Source organism: Streptomyces sp. DSM 116793 (assembly GCF_057320905.1).
The window spans coordinates 3,676,812-3,696,011 of sequence record NZ_CM170494.1; the positions used below are offsets into that span (position 1 = coordinate 3,676,812).

The 19,200-nt window shown below is 73.3% G+C and carries 14 protein-coding genes; 10 read left to right on the forward strand and 4 right to left on the reverse strand.

The features are described from left to right. Window positions 1-114: 114 nt before the first annotated feature. The 3 genes from ACSMXW_RS14240 to ACSMXW_RS14250 all read left to right on the forward strand — a co-directional run bounded on the left by ACSMXW_RS14240 (window position 115) and on the right by ACSMXW_RS14250 (window position 2,342). Window positions 115-1,140 carry a DNA-3-methyladenine glycosylase family protein gene (locus ACSMXW_RS14240; protein WP_485806644.1) on the forward strand — a complete coding sequence of 342 codons (1,026 nt, stop codon included), beginning with the start codon at window positions 115-117 and terminating at the stop codon, window positions 1,138-1,140. Window positions 1,141-1,679: 539 nt separating this feature from the next. Beyond that, window positions 1,680-1,928, forward strand: a complete 249-nt coding sequence (locus ACSMXW_RS14245) for a hypothetical protein (protein ID WP_485806646.1) — start codon at window positions 1,680-1,682, stop codon at window positions 1,926-1,928. Between the two features lie 195 nt (window positions 1,929-2,123). After that, entirely contained in the window at window positions 2,124-2,342 is a 219-nt protein-coding gene (locus tag ACSMXW_RS14250; protein ID WP_485806647.1) for a hypothetical protein, read from the forward strand. Between the two features lie 162 nt (window positions 2,343-2,504). Here ACSMXW_RS14250 and manB read toward each other — a convergent pair whose 3' ends face one another. Together manB and ACSMXW_RS14260 are read right to left on the reverse strand one after the other, a co-directional pair. After that, window positions 2,505-3,587 carry a mannose-1-phosphate guanylyltransferase gene (gene manB, locus ACSMXW_RS14255; RefSeq protein ID WP_485806649.1) on the reverse strand — a complete coding sequence of 361 codons (1,083 nt, stop codon included), beginning with the start codon at window positions 3,585-3,587 and terminating at the stop codon, window positions 2,505-2,507. Window positions 3,588-3,894: 307 nt separating this feature from the next. Next, a complete protein-coding gene (locus ACSMXW_RS14260; RefSeq protein WP_485806650.1) occupies window positions 3,895-5,502 on the reverse strand; it encodes a peptidoglycan recognition protein family protein in 1,608 nt (535 codons plus the stop codon). Between the two features lie 149 nt (window positions 5,503-5,651). On the opposite strand from ACSMXW_RS14260, the gene ACSMXW_RS14265 reads away from it, so the two are divergent. The 4 genes from ACSMXW_RS14265 to ACSMXW_RS14280 all read left to right on the forward strand — a co-directional run bounded on the left by ACSMXW_RS14265 (window position 5,652) and on the right by ACSMXW_RS14280 (window position 12,097). Beyond that, complete coding sequence (locus tag ACSMXW_RS14265; RefSeq protein WP_485806651.1) at window positions 5,652-6,407, forward strand: TIGR03089 family protein; 756 nt, start codon at window positions 5,652-5,654, stop codon at window positions 6,405-6,407. 499 nt (window positions 6,408-6,906) lie between these two features. Beyond that, a complete protein-coding gene (locus ACSMXW_RS14270) occupies window positions 6,907-8,169 on the forward strand; it encodes an LCP family protein (RefSeq protein ID WP_485806652.1) in 1,263 nt (420 codons plus the stop codon). Window positions 8,170-8,442: 273 nt separating this feature from the next. Continuing rightward, on the forward strand, window positions 8,443-10,281 hold the full coding sequence (locus ACSMXW_RS14275; RefSeq protein ID WP_485806654.1) for an LCP family protein: 1,839 nt from the start codon (window positions 8,443-8,445) through the stop codon (window positions 10,279-10,281). 70 nt (window positions 10,282-10,351) lie between these two features. Next, window positions 10,352-12,097, forward strand: coding sequence for an LCP family protein (locus ACSMXW_RS14280; protein ID WP_485806656.1), 1,746 nt, complete (start codon window positions 10,352-10,354; stop codon window positions 12,095-12,097). Window positions 12,098-12,324: 227 nt separating this feature from the next. Here ACSMXW_RS14280 and ACSMXW_RS14285 read toward each other — a convergent pair whose 3' ends face one another. Beyond that, a complete protein-coding gene (locus ACSMXW_RS14285) occupies window positions 12,325-13,356 on the reverse strand; it encodes a glycosyltransferase family 2 protein (protein WP_485806658.1) in 1,032 nt (343 codons plus the stop codon). 297 nt (window positions 13,357-13,653) lie between these two features. Between ACSMXW_RS14285 and ACSMXW_RS14290 the strand changes: the two genes are divergently transcribed. From ACSMXW_RS14290 to ACSMXW_RS14300, 3 genes are all read left to right on the forward strand, one after another. Next, complete coding sequence (locus ACSMXW_RS14290; protein WP_485806659.1) at window positions 13,654-15,225, forward strand: LCP family protein; 1,572 nt, start codon at window positions 13,654-13,656, stop codon at window positions 15,223-15,225. A 449-nt stretch (window positions 15,226-15,674) separates the two neighbouring features. Next, window positions 15,675-17,039: an LCP family protein gene (locus ACSMXW_RS14295; RefSeq protein WP_485806660.1), complete on the forward strand. Its 1,365-nt coding sequence runs from the start codon at window positions 15,675-15,677 to the stop codon at window positions 17,037-17,039. Window positions 17,040-17,182: 143 nt separating this feature from the next. Next, entirely contained in the window at window positions 17,183-18,271 is a 1,089-nt protein-coding gene (locus ACSMXW_RS14300; protein WP_485806661.1) for an amidohydrolase family protein, read from the forward strand. Between the two features lie 136 nt (window positions 18,272-18,407). On the opposite strand, the gene ACSMXW_RS14305 is transcribed toward ACSMXW_RS14300, so the two are convergent. Continuing rightward, complete coding sequence (locus tag ACSMXW_RS14305) at window positions 18,408-18,686, reverse strand: DUF6415 family natural product biosynthesis protein (RefSeq protein WP_485808027.1); 279 nt, start codon at window positions 18,684-18,686, stop codon at window positions 18,408-18,410. Window positions 18,687-19,200: the final 514 nt, after the last annotated feature.

Here is a 19,200-nt window from a genome sequence, read left to right on the forward strand (position 1 = left end):
GCACTCTCCGTTGTCTCCGGCCACCGCCGGTGCGGGGCGGCGCCCGGGCCGTCGTCCCCGTGCCGAAGGCACGTAGGGTGCACTTCGCGGCCGTAGCGTGAAATGAGGTGCACCGTGGCAGGACGCTTCGCCCCCCGCCACCCGGCGCGCACCGCAGTGCGCGCCGGGCATCCCGGTGTGCCCGCGCAGCCCGCCGCCCCGGCGCCCGCTCCCGGTGGCGCCCCCCGCCCCCGGGTGCTCACCCGGCGCTGGACGCCCCCCGGGCCGCTCGACCTGGGCCTGGTGCTCGGGCCGCTGCGCAGGGGCGGCGGCGACCCCACCTTCCGCGCGCTGCCGGACGGCTCGATATGGCGCGCCACCCGCACCCCCGCGGGGCCCGGCACGCTGCGCGTGGCGGTCTCCGGCGCCGACGTGGAGGCCGCCGCCTGGGGGCCGGGCGCACCCTGGCTGCTCGACCGGCTCCCGGACCTGCTCGGCGCGGCGGACGACCCGTCCGCCTTCACCCCCCGGCACCGCCTCGTCGCGCTGACCCAGCGCCGCAGGCCGGGCCTGCGGCTGACCCGCACCGGTCTCGTCCTGGAGTCGCTGATCCCCACGGTGCTGGAGCAGAAGGTCACCACCCTGGAGGCGTACCGGGCGTGGCGGCGACTGGTACGCGGCTACGGCGAGCCGGCGCCCGGACCCGCGCCCGACCGGCTGCACGTGATGCCGGCGCCCCGCACCTGGGCGCTGATCCCGTCCTGGGACTGGCACCGCGCCGGCGTCGACCAGAAGCGGTCGTCGACGATCCTGCGGGCGGTACGGGTGGCCCGGCGGCTCGAGGAGGCCGTGGACCTGCCGCCCGGCGAGGCCCGCACCCGGCTCGAACTGGTGCCGGGCATCGGGCCCTGGACGTCCGCGGAGACCGTGCAGCGCAGCCACGGCGCACCGGACGAGGTCACCGTCGGCGACCTCCACCTGCCCGGCATCGTCGGCTACGCACTGAACGGCGACCGGACCGCCGACGACGCGGAGATGCTGCGGCTGCTGGAGCCGTACGCCGGGCAGCGGCACCGCGCCGCCCGGCTGATCCTGCTCAGCGGCCGCGCCCCGGCCCGCCGCGCCCCGCGCATGCGCCGCACGGACATCGGCCTGCTCTGACGCCCGCGCCACTCACCCGGACCACTCACCCCGGCGCCTCCTCCGACACCCGGCCAGTCACCCCGGCACCCCGGCGCCTTCTCCGGCTGCCGGCCGCTCACCCCGGCCCCTCCTCCGGCTGCCGGACCCCTCACGCGCGCGGCTCCTCCGACACCGTGCCACTATCCCGATCCCCGCGCCGGCCCCTCATGACGTCCGCGCCGCCCCTCATGACATCCGGGCCACTCTCCCGACACCCGCGCCGCCCCTCTGACGCCACGCCACCGCACAATCCCGAATTCCCCTGCATTCACGGCCGGGAAAACTCAAGCACCACGCCCCGGCGTGTCCCGGACGCGGCCATGCGGACGTTTACGGCGGTCGGTTCACTCATTCGGCAGCACAACTCGGGCCGGGCGCTCTCGTTTATCAGCGCAGTAACACACAAGGCAGACAAGGCAGAACACAGTGCAAGCACTGCCTGTCCGGCATACGGGCCATCTCCCGAATGTGTCGCGAGACGAACCAAGCAAAGCGCTCCGATACGAACAGAGGCTTCTGTGATCCTGAAAAGAATCGCCGCTGTGTCGCTCTCCTCGGCGACCCTGCTCGCCGCCGGCTCCGGCGTCGCGCAGGCCGACAACGACGTGATTCTCGTCAACGATGCACAGGTGCTCAACTGTCTCAACCTGCGCCTTGCCGACGTCCCTGTCCTGTCAACGAGCAACGACAACATCGACTGCTCAACGAATGTGCGGCATGTCGAGGAAGTCGAGGCGCCGGAAACGAATACGGCTCCGATCCGGTAGGACGATGAAACGGCACCCGTTCGGATCAATACCTGGCGGGCCTCCGGTTCGTTCACCAATTGGCAACGCCGGATACTGACTCCCACAGAACGCACACCCTCCGGGGTGAACGGATGTGGGCCAGTCGGCCGACGCCACCAAACGTGGACTTCGCATCCGCGGAATTCCCCCACTCCTCAAGGAGAAAAAAGAAACATGATGCTCAAGAAGACCCTCGCCACCTCGTTCACCGCTCTGGCGCTGGCGGGCGTTGCCGCCGGAACTGCTGCTGCCCAGGACGACATCAGCAACGACAACAACGTCCTGAACTGCAACAGCATCCGCGTCATCGACGTCCCGATCCTGTCGACCAACAACGACAACATCGACTGCTCGCGGAACGTCGACATCGACGTCAAGGGCCACGGCTACTGAGCCGACCCCGTCGACACCACCGCCCCCGGTCTCCCGGCCGGGGGCGGTTCCCCCTTTCCCCGGTCCCGGCCCGCGCGTCTCCCGCGTCCCGCCCGCGAGCGCCCCGCCCCGCAGGGCTCCGCGGCCCCGCCCGCAGACCGCGTCCCCGCCCGGGGCCGCCGCTCACTGGTCGGAGGAGAACCGGACCGCGCCCGCCGGCAGCGACGCGTTGCACCAGATGCGGACCCCGGCGAGCAGTTCGTTGTCGGCGCCGACCGACGCCCCGTCGCCGATGACCGCTCCGGTGACGACCGTGCGCGCGCCCACCCGGGCACCCTCGCCGATCAGCGAGTCGGTGACCACCGCACCCGGCTCCACCACCGCGCCGGACAGCACCGCGCTGCCCGTCAGCCGCGCGCCCGCGCCGATCAGCGCGCGCTCCCCCACCACCGTCCCCCCGCTCAGCTTGGCGCCCGGCGCGACCCGTGCCGTGGGCAGGACGAGCCGGTCCCCGCAGCGCCCCGGCACCGCCGGCGACGGTGCGCGCCCCAGGACGAGGTCGGCGGAGCCGCGGACGAAGGCCTCCGGGGTGCCCAGGTCCAGCCAGTACGTGGAGTCGACCATGCCCTGCAGGTGGGCCCCGGCGGCCAGCAGCCCCGGGAACGTCTCCCGTTCCACCGAGACCGGACGGCCCTCGGGGATGGTGTCGATGACCGAGCGCCGGAAGACGTACGCGCCGGCGTTGATCTGGTCGGTGACGATCTCCTCGGGCGTGCTGGGCTTCTCCAGGAAGGCCAGCACACGCCCGGTGGCGTCGGTGGGGACCAGGCCGTACGCACGCGGGTCGGGGACCCGCGTCAGATGGAGCGACACATCCGCGCCGGCCGCGTCGTGGGCGGCGATCAGGGCACGGATGTCGAGACCGGTGAGGATGTCGCCGTTGAAGACCAGCACCGGGTCGTCGGGGCCCGAGTGCAGCCGGGAGGAGACGTTGCGGATCGCGCCCCCGGTGCCGAGCGGCTCCCGCTCGGTGACGTACTCCAGGTGCAGCCCGAGCCCGGAGCCGTCGCCGAAGTACGGCTCGAAGACCTCCGCCAGGTAGGACGTCGCCAGGACGATGTGCTCGACGCCCGCCGCCCGGGCCCGCGCCAACTGGTGCGTGAGGAACGGCACACCGGCGGCCGGCACCATCGGCTTGGGCGTGTTCACCGTGAGCGGGCGCAGCCGGGTGCCCTTGCCCCCGACCAGAAGGATCGCTTCTGTCACGTCGTCTCTGCTTCCTGCTGGGGCCGGCCGGAGGTTGTTCCGGCCGGCCAGTTTAGGCAGACGGTCCGGCGGCGACCGGCCTGAGCGGCACCCCGGCGGCCCTCCTCCGCGCTCCGCGACCTGTGCCTGTGCCCCTGGCCCCTGTGCGCCCCTGAGCCCCCTGCCCCTGCCCCTGCCCCTGCCCCTGCCCCTGCCTGCGTACCTGCGTCATGCCTGCATGCCTGCATGCCTGCGGGCCTGTCCCGCCCGCGCGCCTCTGCCCTCGACGACCGTGCCCTCAACAGCCCTGCTCTCGACGACTCCGCTCTCACCGGCCCTGTAGCGCCGCCGCGCTGCTGCGGATCGTGCCGAGCCTGTCGTACAGCCGGGTGCCGGGGCAGTCGGTGTTGTAGCCGTCCCGGTGTCCCGAGATCACGTTCAGCCGGACCTGCTCGCCCTTGGGGAACAGGTTGCCCCCGTCGGAGGTGAGGAGGGTGGTGCCCTCGGGGTCGGCGCCGGTCAGGCCGAGCTTCCAGGCGGCGAGCCGGGCGAGCGAGTCCAGGGCGGCCTGGGGCGGGTCGGTGTCGGTGAAGCTGCCGAGGACGGCGATGCCGGTGCTGTCGGTGTTGAACCCCATGGTGTGGGCGCCCATCACCGGCCTGTCCACGCCTCCGGCCCGGCCCTCGTAGACGGTTCCGCACTTGTCGACGAGGAAGTTGTAGCCGATGTCCCGCCAGCCCTGGGTCTCCACGTGGTAGCGGTAGATGCCGCGGACCACCTCGGCGGCCTGCGCGCAGGAGTAGTCGTTGCCGCTGTCGCTGTGGTGCACGAAGGCGGCCTTCACCGTGTCGGTGTAGCGGAAGCCGCTCTCCCTGAGGCTCTCGTCGGCGCCCCAGTCCGCACGGCTGACGATGACCGGCCGCGGCGCGCTCGCATGCGCGAGTCCGGCGGGGCGCGCGGTGCCCGGTGCCGCGGCTCCTCCCTGCACGGCTCCTCCCTGCACGGCCGCTCCCTGCACGGCGGCTCCCGCCGCGGTTCCCGGCGCGGTCGCGTGCTCGCCGTGACCGGTTTCGGTTCCGGTTCCTTCCTTTCCGGTTCCTTCTCCTTCCTTCCCGGTTGCTTCGTTCCCGGTTCCGCTCTGACCGCTTCCCCCCTTTCCGGCCCCGCCTTGACCGACTCCGTCCCTTCCGGCTCCGTCCTCCGCGGCTGCGCCCGCCGTGGGCGTCTCACGGGGCGCGGGTGCCTCGCGAGTCGCGGGCCTCTCGCGGGCCGGTGGCCTCTCGCGGATCGCCTGCCGCTCACGGGTCGCGGGTGCCTCCCGGATCACGGGTGCCTCGCCCGGCCCGCCCGGGTCGACGAGTTCGAGCCGCAGCCCGGCCGGCAGGGTCCTCGCCGTGCGCCCCGCGGCCCCCCGGGTCCCGGTCCCGGCCGGGCGGCCCCGGGCGGCCGGCGCGCCCTTGCCGCCCGTCGCCGCCGGCGTCACCCGGACCTGCACACCGTCCGACCTGCCCACCCACAGGGGGGCCGTGGCACCGCGCACCCGGCGCCCCGTGCGTTCGGCGGAGCCGGGGTCGGGCGCGTGCTCGTGGCCCTGTACCGCCACGTCCCGCCAGCGCGACCAGGCCTTCCCGCCGGCCGGGCGGGTGCGGACCTGGACCCGTCCGGCGAGGGGGGCGTCCGGGTCGTCCCACGCGACGCCGACGAGCGAGAAGGGACGCACATGACCGCGCATCAGGCCCTGTGCGGGGACGTCGCCGAGGGCCCGGCCCGCGGCGAGCGGGACCAGGGGCAGGGACTGGGTGCCGCCGGAGGCAGGGGCGGCGGGGGGCGCGGACGGCGCCGCGGTGGCCGCCCTGGCTCCGGGCGTGAGGGCGAAGGGCAGGGCAAGGGCGGCCACGCATGTGGCGCCCGCTGAGGAGAGAAGAAATCCACGCATGCATCCGATCGTTTACAGACAGCAACGAAACTGTCCATTTCACCCGAGGCGCGGACCCTGGCCGCAGCGAAGCGCCGTCGGCCCATCCGGGTGGCCCCGCGTTCCCCCGCACGGCCGCGCCCGGCCGGTGCACGCGTATGCTCACCGGCGTGAACACCACCGACCGCACCCCCGCCGACCTGCTGCGATCCGCACTCGCCGCCGACCCGGGCCGCCCTCTGGTGACCTTCTACGACGACGCGACGGGTGAACGCGTCGAATTGTCCGTGGCGACCTTCGCCAATTGGGTGGCCAAGACGGCGAACCTCCTCCAGGACGAGCTGGCGGCCGAGCCCGGCGACCGGCTCGCGCTGCTGCTGCCCGCGCACTGGCAGACGGCGGTGTGGCTGCTCGCCTGCTCCTCGGTGGGCGTCGTCGCGGACGTCGGCGGGGACCCGGCGGAGGCGGACCTGGTGGTCAGCGGACCTGACGCGCTCGACGCGGCGCGCGCCTGCCGCGGGGAGCGCGTGGCGCTGGCGCTGCGCCCGCTGGGCGGGCGTTTCCCGCAACCGCCGGAGGGGTTCACCGACTACGCGGTGGAGGTGCCGGGGCAGGGCGACCGCTTCAGCCCGTTCGCGCCCGTCGACCCCGCCGCGCCCGCGCTGGTCGTCGCCGGGGCGGAGCTGTCAGGTGCGGAGGTCGCGGCGCGGGCCGCCGCCGACGCGCCCGGGCTCGGCCTGACGGGGCCCGGCTCCCGGCTGCTGTCCACCCGCGGGTACGACACCTGGGACGGCCTGAGCGCGGGGTTGTACGCACCGTTGGCGGCCGGCGGGTCCGTGGTGCTGTGCCGCAACGCGGATGCCCTGGTCGAGGGTGCCCTTGACAAGCGCGTCGAGTCCGAGCGGGTCACGGCCATCGCCCGGTAGGGCGCCCCGGCGCGGGGCTGCGGCATTGTGCGGCTCCGCCGCGGGACGCGCCTGCGGCGCGCCCGAGGCCCAGCCCGTTGCGGCCCCGTTCACCACCACCGGCCCGTGGAGGGCTGGTCGCGCAGTTCCCCGCCCCCCTCTCCCAGCACCCCCCACCGGACGCTGACCGGACACAAACCACAAGCGGCACCCCCCCTCACAGACACAAGCACCCCCGACACCCACACCACACGCCTGCGGCGCGCCCCAGACCCAGCCCCTTACGGCCCCCTTCACCACCACCGCCCGTGGAGGGCTGGTCGCGCAGTTCCCCGCCCCCCTCTCCCAGCACCCCCACCGGACGCCGGCCCTCGGACGCCACCCGTTCGGCGCAGTGCGCCGCACCGCCCGCGCGCCGCCGGGGCGTTCGCGGGTGATGGTCGTAGGAACGGACCGGGCCGCGGCCGAAAGTCGCCGTCGGGCCGGTTTCCCGCCGTCGTCCCAAGGGGTGGATGCGCACGTGGCCGACACCGAGGGCATGCCGCCGGAGTCCGGCCGGCCGGGCGGGCCGGGCGGGCCGGCCGGGCCGGCCGGGCCGGGCGACGGCACGCCGGGACCGGCCGCCCGTCGCGGCCGCCCCCGCCGCCGGGGCTCGACCCCGAGCGGCGCCGGAACCGCCCGCCGCCGGCGCAGGAGCCGCTGGCTGCGCTGGACCGCGACCGCGGGCGCCGCCCTCGTGCTCGGCGCCGGGGGCGCCGGATGGGTCGCGTACGAGAAGCTGAACGGCAACATCACCGCGGACACGGGCGCGGCGGCCGAGCTGGAGCGGTACGAGAAGGAGCGGCCCACGGCGCTGGTGCGGGGTGCCCAGAACATCCTGCTGATCGGCTCGGACAGCCGGGCCGGCGCCGCCAACCGCACATACGGCCGCGACGACGGCACCCAGCGCTCGGACACCACCATCCTGCTGCACCTGGCCGCCGACCGGCGGCGGGCCACCGCGGTGTCCGTACCGCGCGACCTGATGGTGCGGGTGCCCGCCTGCCGCAGACGGGACGGCACCGTGACGAAGCCGATGTACGCGATGTTCAACTACGCCTTCGAGACCGGAGGTTCGGCCTGCGCCGTGCGGACCGTCGAGCGGCTCACCGACATCCGCGTCGACCACTACGTGATCGTCGACTTCCGGGGCTTCAAGCGGTTGGTGGACGCCGTGGGAGGCGTAGGGGTCTGCCTGCGGGAGCCGATGCGCGACGCCGACGCCCATCTGAGCCTGCGGGCCGGACGGCAGATACTCAACGGTGAGCAGGCGCTGGGCTATGTACGGGCGCGCAAGACCCTGGGCAACGGCAGCGACACCGGCCGCATGGACCGCCAGCAGCGCTTCCTCGGCGCCCTGATGGCCAAGGTGCGCAGCAACGGCGTGCTGCTCAACCCGGGCCGGCTCTACCCGGTCCTGGACGCGGCCACCTCGTCCCTGACGACCGATCCGGGCCTGGCGCGCCTGCGGAGCCTTTACGACCTGGTCAGAGGCGTGCGCAACATTCCTACAGGACGCACCCAGTTCCTGACGGTGCCACGCCGCCCGTACCCCGGCAATGCAAACCGGGACCAACTCGTACAGAACCGTGCAGAGAAGCTCTTCGACCGGCTCCGTACGGACGCCCCTGTGGAGGTCGTCCGGCCGCCACGGAAGGGCGCGCACGGCAGGGGCGGCGGCCCGACCCGCTCTCCCGCCCCGACATTCCCGGGCAATACGGCCGCACAGGACACCTGCGGCTGAGCGGCCGCGGCACGCCGGGCCACGCCCGTACACCCGGGACGAGTAAAGCGAAAGCCAATCGGGCACCTTCGTTTCGAGGAATTGCGGGGGATTGCCCGGTTGTAGGGGCGTGGAATTCGTCACCGCCGTCGTCCCGTACTGAAGTGGGCGGATAGTGTGAGCGCTCCGGTGCATCAGGCCGCTTCGGTCGCGCACTGCTGGACGACTCACCGAGCGCCTTGACAACAGGCAAGGGGGAAGGCGCCGCGTGGCCCCGACGGAGGACGGACAACCGTGGACGCGCAAGGCCGTGGGCGGTCGGACGACATCGACCCCGCAGACCAGTGGGTACTGAACCCGGACACCGGTGATTACGAGCTGCGACTGAATCCCTCCGCTGGGCAGTCACCCATGCCGGGCCAGCGCGGCCCCGGGCGCGGCGCCCGCGGGGCAGGGCGCCCCGGCGGCGAGCAGAGCGCGCGGCAGGGCCCGCGCTCCCCGGGGCGCGCGGCAGGGCAGGACGGCGCCACGCAGCGCATGCCGACCGTCGAACGCCCCGGCGGCCGGCGCGCGGGCGGGCGCGGAGCGCCGCCGTACGAGGACCAGGAGACCCCGCGGGTACCGGGGCAGCGCAGGCGGCGTCCGGTCCAGGAGCCGCCGGGCCGGCGCCGGGGCAGGCCCAGGAAGAAGTCCGCCGCGAAGAAGGCGCTGCTGTGGACCGGCGGCGTCATGGCCTTCGTCCTGGTGGGCGCGTCGGCGGCCGGGTACCTCTACTACCGGCACCTGGACGGCAACATCAACACCACGGACGTCGCGGGCGCGGGCAGCCAGGGCTTCGCCAAGGACGCGGCCTTCAACATCCTGCTGATCGGCACCGACAAGCGCACCGGCAAGGGCAACGAGGGCTACGGCGACAAGGGCAGCGTCGGCCACGCCGACACCAACATCCTGCTGCACGTCGCCAAGGACCGTTCCAACGCCACCGCGCTGAGCATCCCCCGGGACCTGATCACCGACATCCCGGACTGCCCGACGAAGCAGCCCGACGGCTCCACCAGGATCATTCCGGGTACGCAGCACGTGCGGTTCAACACCAGCCTCGGCCAGGACGGCCGCGACCCGGGCTGCACCATGCGCACCGTCGACCAGCTCACCGGCATCCACGTCGACCACTTCATGATGGCCGACTTCAACGCGGTGAAGACGCTGAGCAGCGCCGTCGGGGGCGTCGACATCTGCCTGGGGAAGGACGTCGACGACCCCGAGTCGCACCTGAAGCTCTCCGCGGGCCACCACAACATCCAGGGCGAGCAGGCGCTGGCGTTCGTCCGCACCCGGCACAGCTTCGGCAACGAGGGCGACCTGGACCGCATCAAGGTGCAGCAGCAGTTCCTGGGTTCGCTGATGCGGAAGATGTCGTCCAGCGACACCCTCACCAGCCCCACCAAGCTGACGAGCCTCGCGGAGACGGCGACCAAGGCGCTCACCGTGGACACCGGCATCGGCCACATCAGCACGCTCAAGGACGTCGCGCTGGAGCTGAAGAAGGTGCCGCCGAAGAACATCACCTTCGCCACGCTGCCGGTGGTGGACAACCCGGACGAGATAGTGCACGCGACCGTGGTCGTCAACAAGGCGCAGGCCGACCCGCTCTTCGCGATGATGCGCGACGACGTGTCGCTGACGGAGGTCAAGAAGAAGGAGTCGGCGCAGAAGAAGGAAGCGGCGGACCGCCTCAAGGGCCCCAAGTCGGCCGCGTCCGAGGTGCGCGTCAACATCTACAACGGCGGCGCCCCCGCGGGCTCCGCCCAGGAGACCCTGACCTGGCTCCAGAACACCGAGGGCGTCCTCAAGTCCAGCCAGCTGGGCAACGCCCCTGAGACCCTGAAGAAGACCACGCTGGAATACTCCCCGGACCAGGCCGACCAGGCGCGTGAGCTGGCCGACCTGATGGGGCTGCCCGCCTCGGCGATGAAGCCGGGCAAGAGCGAGAAGAACGACCAGGGACTGCCCGCGGTCATCCTCACGCTGGGGCAGGACTTCAAGGGCGCGGGGGTGCCCATAGCCGCTCCGTCGAAGGCGCCGGAGGGAATCCAGAAGGTGGAGGCCGACAAGGCGGTCTGTGCCAAGTAACCCTCAAGGGGTTTTGTGCGTCTAACCGGGAGTAGGGGGCCCGAAGCGACGCAGGGTGGGGAGGCAGGGCATGAGGCAGAGCGGTGTGCGCGGCGACGGCATGGCCGTCGGCGCCGGCGGCCATGCGGTCCGTCAGGCTCACGGGTCCCGTCGGGCCCACGCGGTCCGTCAGGCCCACGAGCTGGGCTGGGACGACAGCCTGTACGAGGAGGGCCCCGGGGCCGCCACCGGCCCACCGGGCGCCGGAGGCGGCGGGCGTGACGCCCCGGCCGGGGCGCGTACGGCGGCCGGGGCTGAGCGGCGGGCCGCCGGCGCGGGGCCCCGGCGCGGCCGGCGAGTGCTGCGCTGGTCGGCGACCGTCCTGTCGGTGCTGATACTCGGCACCGCGGGCGCGGGCTACCTGTACTACCAGCACCTCAACCACAACATCCGCACCGATCCGCTGAACATCGGCGACCACAAGGCTCCGCCGCCCACGCCGAACGCGGCCGGCCAGACCCCGTTGAACATCCTGCTGATCGGCTCGGACGCCCGGGACTCCAAGGAGAACCAGAAGCTCGGCGGCGCCCGGGACACCTTCGGCGGCGCACCGCGCGCGGACGTCCAGATGCTGGTGCACCTCTCGGCCGACCGCACCAACATGTCGGTGGTGAGCATGCCGCGGGACACGCTCGTGCGGATCCCGCAGTGCACCGACCCGACCACCGGCCGGGTGTATCCGGCCACCACGGAACGGACGCTGGTGAACGCGTCGCTGGAGCGCGGCGGGCCCGGCTGCACGGTCGCCACGTGGGAGCAGCTGACCGGCATCCACATCGACCACTTCATGATGGTCGACTTCGCGGGCGTGGTGTCCATGGCCGACGCGATCGGCGGCGTCCCCGTCTGCGTCGACGCCAACATCTACTCCAAGGACAGCCAGGGCCACGGCTCGGGGCTGAGGCTGACCAAGGGCACGCACTACGTGAAGGGCGAGCAGGCCCTGCAGTGGCTGCGCACCCGGTACGGCTTCGAGGACGGCAGCGACATCGCGCGCACCAAGGCCCAGCACCAGTACATGAACGCGATGGTGCGCGAGCTGCGCAAGAACGCCACCCTGTCCAACCCGGCCAAGCTGCGCAGCATCGCCGAGGAGGCCACCAAGGCGCTCCGCGTCGACGAGGGCCTGAACACCGTCAAGAAGCTGTACGACCTCAGCAACGAGCTGAAGAAGGTGCCGGCGGATCGCATCACCAGCACCACCATGCCGTTCGACTACGTCGGGGCGCGGGTGGAGCCCAAGCCGGGCGACGCGGACCAGCTCTTCCGGCTGATCCGCGACGACATCCCGCTGGACGGCAAGGGCGTCAAGGACAAGAAGCCGGCGCAGGCGAAGGGTTCCGACGATCCGGCGGCGCCCGACGGCGAGATCGGCGTGCGGGTGCAGAACGGCACCAGGACGCCGGCGCTGGCGCCGGTCACCGGACGGGCCGCGGCGGTGGCCGCACGGCTCGCCCAGCAGGGCTTCACCCGGGCCGTCGCGGATCCGACGACGCCGCTCGGCGAACAGCACACGGTGGTGCGGTACCCCACCGCGGACCTGGAGGGCGACGCCCAGCGCGTCGCCAAGGCGCTCGGCATTCCGCTCGGGTCGGTGGTCCGCTCCACCGATGTCACCGGTGTGACGCTGGTGGTGGGGGCGGACTGGCGGATGGCGGGGCCCTATCCGAAGCAGTCCTCCGACGCCGTGGGCGACAAGACGCCCAAGTCCGCGGATCCGCTCAACGGCGCGGACTCGTCCGCGTGCATGCACGTCAACCCGGCGTACTCGTTCTGACGACTCCCCTCGGCCTCCGGCCACCCCGGCAGGGGCGCGGGGAACTGCGCGAGCACCCACCACGGGCCGGTGGTCCGGACACGGCGGAGACTGCCCCTCCGGGCCGTCCCCCACTGCCTTCAAGGCGTGGGAGGCGGTGGGCGACGGCCCACACCACCTTCAAGGGCGTGGGAGGCGCCCCCGGACCCGCAGGGTCGTCGTGGTCGGTCGCGCGGTTCCCCGCGCTGCTATCGGGGCGCTCCGCGGCGGCTGGCCTTGACGCGCCTCGCCAGGGAACGGGGGCTGGTCAGAAAGCCCCAGCCCCACGACATGTGCATGGTGGCCAGCGCCACCGGGATCCAGGCGCGTGCCCGCGGCCCCAGGCCGCGGCCCGCCGGGACGGAGCCGGCCACGATGCCGGCGACGTACGCGCCGGGCACCAGCAGGGCCCACGGGGTGACGGCCGCGCCCACGACGACGCCCGCCACGATCGCGCAGAGAGCCGTCGGGGGCGCCAGGTAGCGGAGGTTGATGGAGCCCTCGTGGTACCGGGCGACCACATGGCGCCAGCGGCCGTAGTCCCGGTACTGGCGGGCCAGCGCCCGTACCGTCGGCCGCGGCCGGTAGGAGACCCGCAACTCGGGCGAGAACCAGATCAGGCCCCCGGCCTGACGGATCCGGAAGTTCAGCTCCCAGTCCTGGGCGCGGATGAACTCCTCGTTGTACCCGCCCTGCTGCTCCAGGGCCTCCCGCCGGAAGACGCCCAGGTACACGGTCTCCGCGGGACCCGCCTCGCCGCCGGTGTGGAACGCGGCGTTGCCCACGCCTATCCGGGACGTCATCGCGGCGGCCACGGCACGCTCCCAGTCACTCTCGCCCTCGGCGTGCATCACCCCGCCGACGTTCTGCGCACCGGTCTCGTCCAGCAGCCGCACCGCCGTCGCGATGTAGTCGGGCGAGAGCATGCCGTGGCCGTCCACGCGGACCACGACCGGATGCCGGGACGCCTTGATCGCGGCGTTCAGCGCGGCGGGGGTGCGGCCGGTCGGGTTGGGGACCGTGTGCACCCGCGGGTCCTCGCGGACCAGTTCCGCGGCGATCTCGTCGGTGCGGTCCGTGGAGGGGCCGAGCGCGATGACGACCTCCAGGTCGCCGTCGTAGCTCTGGGCGAGGATCGCCTGCACCGCGGTGCGCAGATGCCGCTCCTCGTTGAGGACCGGCATGATCACGGAGACCGGGACGGGCTTGTGGTCCGCGGGGCGGGACGTGAGGGATTCCATGGCTGCTTTCGAGCTTCTTTCCGCGTTCTCTCGGCCGGGGGCGCGGCTGCCGCCGGGCGCCGGGCGCCGCCCGGAGCGGCGGTACGCCCTGGTGGCGCCCGGCCGCGGCGGCGGGCCGAGACGGCCCGGGCCCCCGCGGCACGGCGGCATCAGCCCGTCACGTTACCGCGTACGGGGGACACCGGCGCGCGTCCGGGGGACACCGGCGCGCGCCGTCCGGTCGCGGACCCGGGCCGGATGTCGTATGGACGTACTGTTCTGGGCGATCGTCCGGCCCCGCACCGCGGAGGTAGCCCTGTGCCCACGCCGCCCCGCTCGACAGCACGCCCCGCACGCCCCCCGCATCCGCCGCGCCGCACCCCGCCACCCGTCCCCGCCCGGCGGACGCGGGGCCCCCGGCCGCCGGCGGCACCGGCGCAGGCGCCGGCTCCCGGTGCGGCCGAGCGGCGTGGGCCCGGGGCTCCGCCGCCCCGGGCGGTGCGGCGCCGCCGCAGGCCCCGCTGGGCGATGCGCACCGCGACCACGATCTCCGTACTGGTGCTGGCCGCGGCGGGCATCGGGCACGCGGTGGTCAGCAGCCTGGACAGCGGCATCGACCGGGTCGACCCGTTCAAGGACATGAAGAACCGGCCGGAGCCCGGCCACGGCATGAACGTCCTGCTGGTCGGCACCGACGGCCGGGACAGGATCACACCGGCGGAGCGGGCCGCCTACCGGCTGGGCGGCGCGCCCTGCCACTGCACGGACACCATGATGATCGTGCACGTCTCGGAGGACCGCAGCCGGGCCAGTGTGGTGAGCCTGCCCCGGGACTCGTACGCGGAGGTCCCCGCCCGCCGGGACCCGGCCACCGGCCGGCAGCTGCCCGCCCACCCCATCAAGATCAACGCCGCGTACGCGGAGGGCGGCCCGCCGCTGACCGTGCGCACCGTCGAGCACATGACCGGTGTAAAGATCGACCACTACCTGGAGGTCGACTTCACCAGCTTCATGAAGACGGTGGACGTGCTGGGCGGCGTGGAGATCTGCACGCCCACCCGGCTGCGGGACGCCTACACGGGCCTCGACCTGGGCGCGGGCCGGCACCTGCTGAACGGCGGGGAGGCGCTGCAGTACGTGCGCTCCCGGCATGTGGACGGCGCGTCCGACCTGGGCCGGGTGCAGCGCCAGCAGCGCTTCCTCGCCTCGCTGATCTCCGCGGCCACGTCGTCGGGGGTGCTGCTGAACCCGGTGAAGTTCACCGAGCTCACCCGGACCGTGCTGGGGTCGGTCCGCGCGGACGGCGGCTTCGGGCCGCCCGAGATGCTGGACCTGGGGCGCGCGATGCGGGGCTTCACGCCGTCGTCGTCCGAGTTCGCGACGGTGCCGGTCCGGGAGGCGGGGCGTCCCGTGCGGGGCCTCGGCGACACCGTGCGGTGGGACGGCGCGAAGGCGCGGGAACTGTTCGACGCGATCCGCGAAGACCGGCCGCTCGCCCCTGCCACGGCCGCCCAGCGGGCCCGGGTGGTGGACGTCGCCCCGGAGGGCATCCGGGTGCAGGTCGAGAACGGCACGACCACGCCCGGTCTCGCCCGGCGCGTGGACGCCGCGCTCAGGTCCACCGGCTTCCGCACCACGGGCACGCCGCGGACCGCGCAGGAGCGCGGGGCCCGGCGCACGGTCATCGTCTACGACCCCCGCTGGAACCGCTCCGCGAAAGCCCTCGCCACGGCCCTGCCCGGCAGTGAACTGCGGGCCGCTCCCGGGCGGGGGGCCGTCCTCACGGTAATCGCCGGTGCGGATTTCCGGGCGGTCACCCGCGTCCACGGCGAGGATCCGGACGCGGGGCGGGCGGGGGCGGTGAGGGGGGACCAGGTGGCCTGCACCTGATTCGGGCGCCGCACCGGTCGTCCGGGGTCCCGGTGGGCGCCGGAGGCGCCCTGGCTTTCGGGCAGTCGGGGACTGCCGCGGCGCAAGGCCGGCACCACCTCGACGACACACGCTGAGCGCCGGAGGCACCCCGAATGGGGCGCGGGGAACTGCGCGAGCGACCACGACGGGACCTGAAGATCGCCACCGGCCCCAGCGCACCCAGCGCACCCCGTACCTCCGAATACATCCGAGCACGTCCGACCACATATGTGACGCACCTCACGTATGCCGTCTACCACACGACCAGCGCACCCCCGGCCCCTATGTGAGGGACGCCCGCATACCGCGTCCCCCAACCCCTTTGCCGCCTCCGGCCCCCGGAACTTTGCATCAGCTCTGCAACAGCACGGGCGCAGAGCTCCTCGCGCCCTGTAAGCGCCCTGGCAGGAGCCTGCACACTGGCCCGTATGAGTGAATGGCAAGGGGGCTCCTCCCGTCCGGGCGGCACCGGGAACGGCGGGGGCTGGCCCGACCAGAACGGCCAGGACCGTTACGGGCGCGGCAGCGGCAGCACACAGCCGGAGGGCGCGCGCGTGATGCGGCGCGTCCCGCGCGGGCAGGCGCCCCGGCCCCGCCCGTCCGTCCCGCCGGGCGCCCCCGCCAGACCGCCGGTCATCCCGACGCAGCCGACCGGCAGACCGGGCGGCCCGTACGCGGACGGCTTCGAGGGCCCGGAGGGCCCCTACGACAGCGGCTACAGCTCGGGCCAGGTCTACGGCTCCCCGCAGCGCCGCGGCCCGGGCGGCGGCGGGTACGACGGCTACGACGGGTACACCGCCGGCACGCGCCCCCGCCCGAACTGGGGCCGCCGGATCAAGTGGACCGTGCTCACCGTGGTCGTCGTCGTGGTCGTGGCGTCCATCGGCACCTACTTCTGGGCCGACTCCAAGCTCCGCAGGGACGTCGACCTCTCGAAGGTGATCGACCGGCCCGCGGCGGGCAAGGGCACCAACTACCTGATCGTCGGCTCCGACAGCCGCGAGGGCATGTCCGCCGAGCAGAAGAAGGAACTGCACACCGGGTCGGCGGAGGGCAAGCGCACGGACTCGATGATCATCCTGCACGTCGGCGACAACGGCGACACGATGATCTCGCTGCCGCGCGACTCCGACGTCGAGATCCCCACCTTCAAGGGCTCCGAGTCAGGCAAGACGTACCCGGGCACGGGCCGGCACACCAAGCTCAACGCCGCCTACGCAGAGGACGGCCCGGAACTGCTGGTGCGCACGATCGAGTACAACACCGGCCTGCACATCGACCACTACGCGGAGATCGGCTTCGCCGGGTTCGCGAACATCGTGGACGCGGTCGGCGGCGTCGAGATGACCCTGGACCAGGGCTTCAAGGACAAGTACTCGGGCGCGGACTTCAAGGCGGGCAAGCAGACGCTCAACGGCCAGCAGGCGCTGGCGTTCGTCCGCACCCGGCACGCGTTCGCCGCCAGCGACCTGCAACGCACCAAGAACCAGCAGAAGTTCCTGGCGGCCCTCGCCCACCAGGTGGCCACCCCGTCGACGGTGCTCAACCCGTTCAAGCTGTACCCGGTGCTGGGTGCGGGCCTGGACTCGCTGATCGTCGACAAGGACATGAGCCTGTGGGACCTGGCCTCCATGTTCTGGGCGATGAAGGGCGTCTCCGGCGGCGAGGGCAAGCAGATGAACATGCCGGTCTCCGGCTCCGTCGGCGGCAACCTCCTCTGGGACAAGGCGAAGGTCAAGACGCTGGTGGACGAGCTGAAGAACGACGAGAAGGTGACGGTGTCGGGCAACTGAGCCCCGTTCTCCGCCCCCTGCCACCACGGCCCGCCGATCACGTCGGCGGGCCGTCGGCGTACGGTGCCGGGCGGGGCGGCAGCCGGCCGCCGGGACCCCCAGCGAGGCAGGACGTGCAGGAGAACACCCCCACCACCCCCACCATGACCCCCACGAGCGGCACCACGGCGCAGGACGGACGGCCGGACGTGTTCCGCGCGCCGGGCGAGTCCCGTACGCCGGACGTGTTCCGCGCGCCGGGCGAGTCCCGTACGCCGGACGTGTCCCGCGCGCCGGGCGTGTCCCGTACGCCGGACGCGGCCCGTACGCCGGACGCGGCCCCGGGCGGGGCGTCCGGCGCCGCGCAGGCCGCCGCCGCGCCCGCCGACCGCGGCCGGGTCGCGGAGTTCCGCGGGTCGCTCGGACTGGACGCCCTCGTCGACATCCACACCCACTTCATGCCGGAGCGCGTCCTGACCAAGGTCTGGGCGTACTTCGACGCGGCCGGGCCGCTGGTCGGCCGCCCCTGGCCGATCACCTACCGGGAACGGGAGGAGCGGCGCCTCACGATCCTCCGGGGCTACGGCGTCCGGGCCTTCACCTCGCTGCTCTACCCGCACCGGCCGGGCATGGCCCGGTGGCTGAACGACTGGGCGGCGGACTTCGCCGCCCGCACCCCCGACTGCCTGCACTCGGCGACGTTCTTCGCGGAGCCGGAGGCCGCCGCCGACGTGCGCCGGGCGCTGGAGCAGGGCGCGCGGGTCTTCAAGTGCCATGTGCAGGTCGGCGGCTTCGACCCCAACGACCCGGTGCTCGACGCGGCCTGGGGGCTGCTGGCCGAGGCCGAGGTGCCGGTGGTGACGCACTGCGGCTCGGGCCCCGTGCCCGGCGCCTTCACCGGCCCGGGCCCGATCGCGGCACTGCTCACCCGCCATCCCCGGCTGCGGCTGGTCGTCGCCCACCTGGGCATGCCGGAGTACGAGGAGTTCCTGGACCTGGCCGAGCGGCACGAGCGGGTGATGCTGGACACCACCATGGCGTTCACGCCCTTCGTGGAGTCCGAGGCCCCCTTCCCGCGGACCGCACTCCCCCGCCTCGCCGCCCTCGCCGACCGCATACTCCTCGGCACCGACTTCCCCAACATCCCCTATCCGTACGCCGACGCCCTCACGGCCCTGGAACAGACCGGCCTGGGCCCGGCCTGGCTCCGCGCGGTCTGCCACGACAACGGGGCGCGGCTGTTCGGGCTGTGAGTCCCCCGGCCCCGGCGCCGTCCGTCGCCCACCGCACGGTTGGGGGCCACAAGGTGTCCCCGGCGGTCCCGCGCGGGCCCGATCCTCCACTCCGCGCACCGCGGCGCCGCGCTCACGGCACCGCTCGCCATGCCCCTCATGCCGACTCCCCGGCCGAGCCGGTGACGGCCAGCGTCTTGTAGTGGTCGCACAACCACGCCACCTCCCGGGCGAGGCTCCGGGCGTGCTGCGTCGCGGACACCAGCCCCACACCCGGCGACGAGGCCAAGCGCACACGGGCGCTCTCCACGGACAACTGGACACGGATCCGCCCACCGTCGTACTCCGGCAGCAACCTGGCGGCGTCCTCCCGCAGGGGATCAGCACCTGCGCGTAGCCGCGCAACCGCATGGTCATCTCGCCGAGGTCTTCGGATCGCGGTAGCGGCGCAGTTTCGTCGAGCAACTCGGCCGCAGCGGCGCGCGTCGACTCGACGTCAGAGTGCACAGGGTCGTCCATTTCGGACGCCGTACACGATTGATCACTTTCTGTGACTCTCCTCATGTCAAATACGGGGCGCCGGCACGGGGCCTCAAGGGCACATTGCCCGCCTGACCTGTGGAAGTGCCACTGACCGTCAGCAGATCACAGCGGTACGCCTGTCACGTCAGCCAACTCGCGCATCTCCGTTGTCAACGTCCGACGCCGCTTGGTGATCCGAGCCATGATGTCCCGTGCGTAACGCTGCTGAGGCAGCCATTTCGATGGCAGGACCACGGCCAGTTCGGCGAACTGGTCATGGGCGAAGAGCGGGTCAGCGTCTTGGAGAGCCGCGCGCAACCCCCAGGGGCGGGCGCATCGTCACTGACGTACGCGGCGGCGGCGGTGCCATCAGCGCGGCACGTACCGGAGCCCAGTGGCCACCGGCTGGCTCGTCCGTCGGGGCTGTG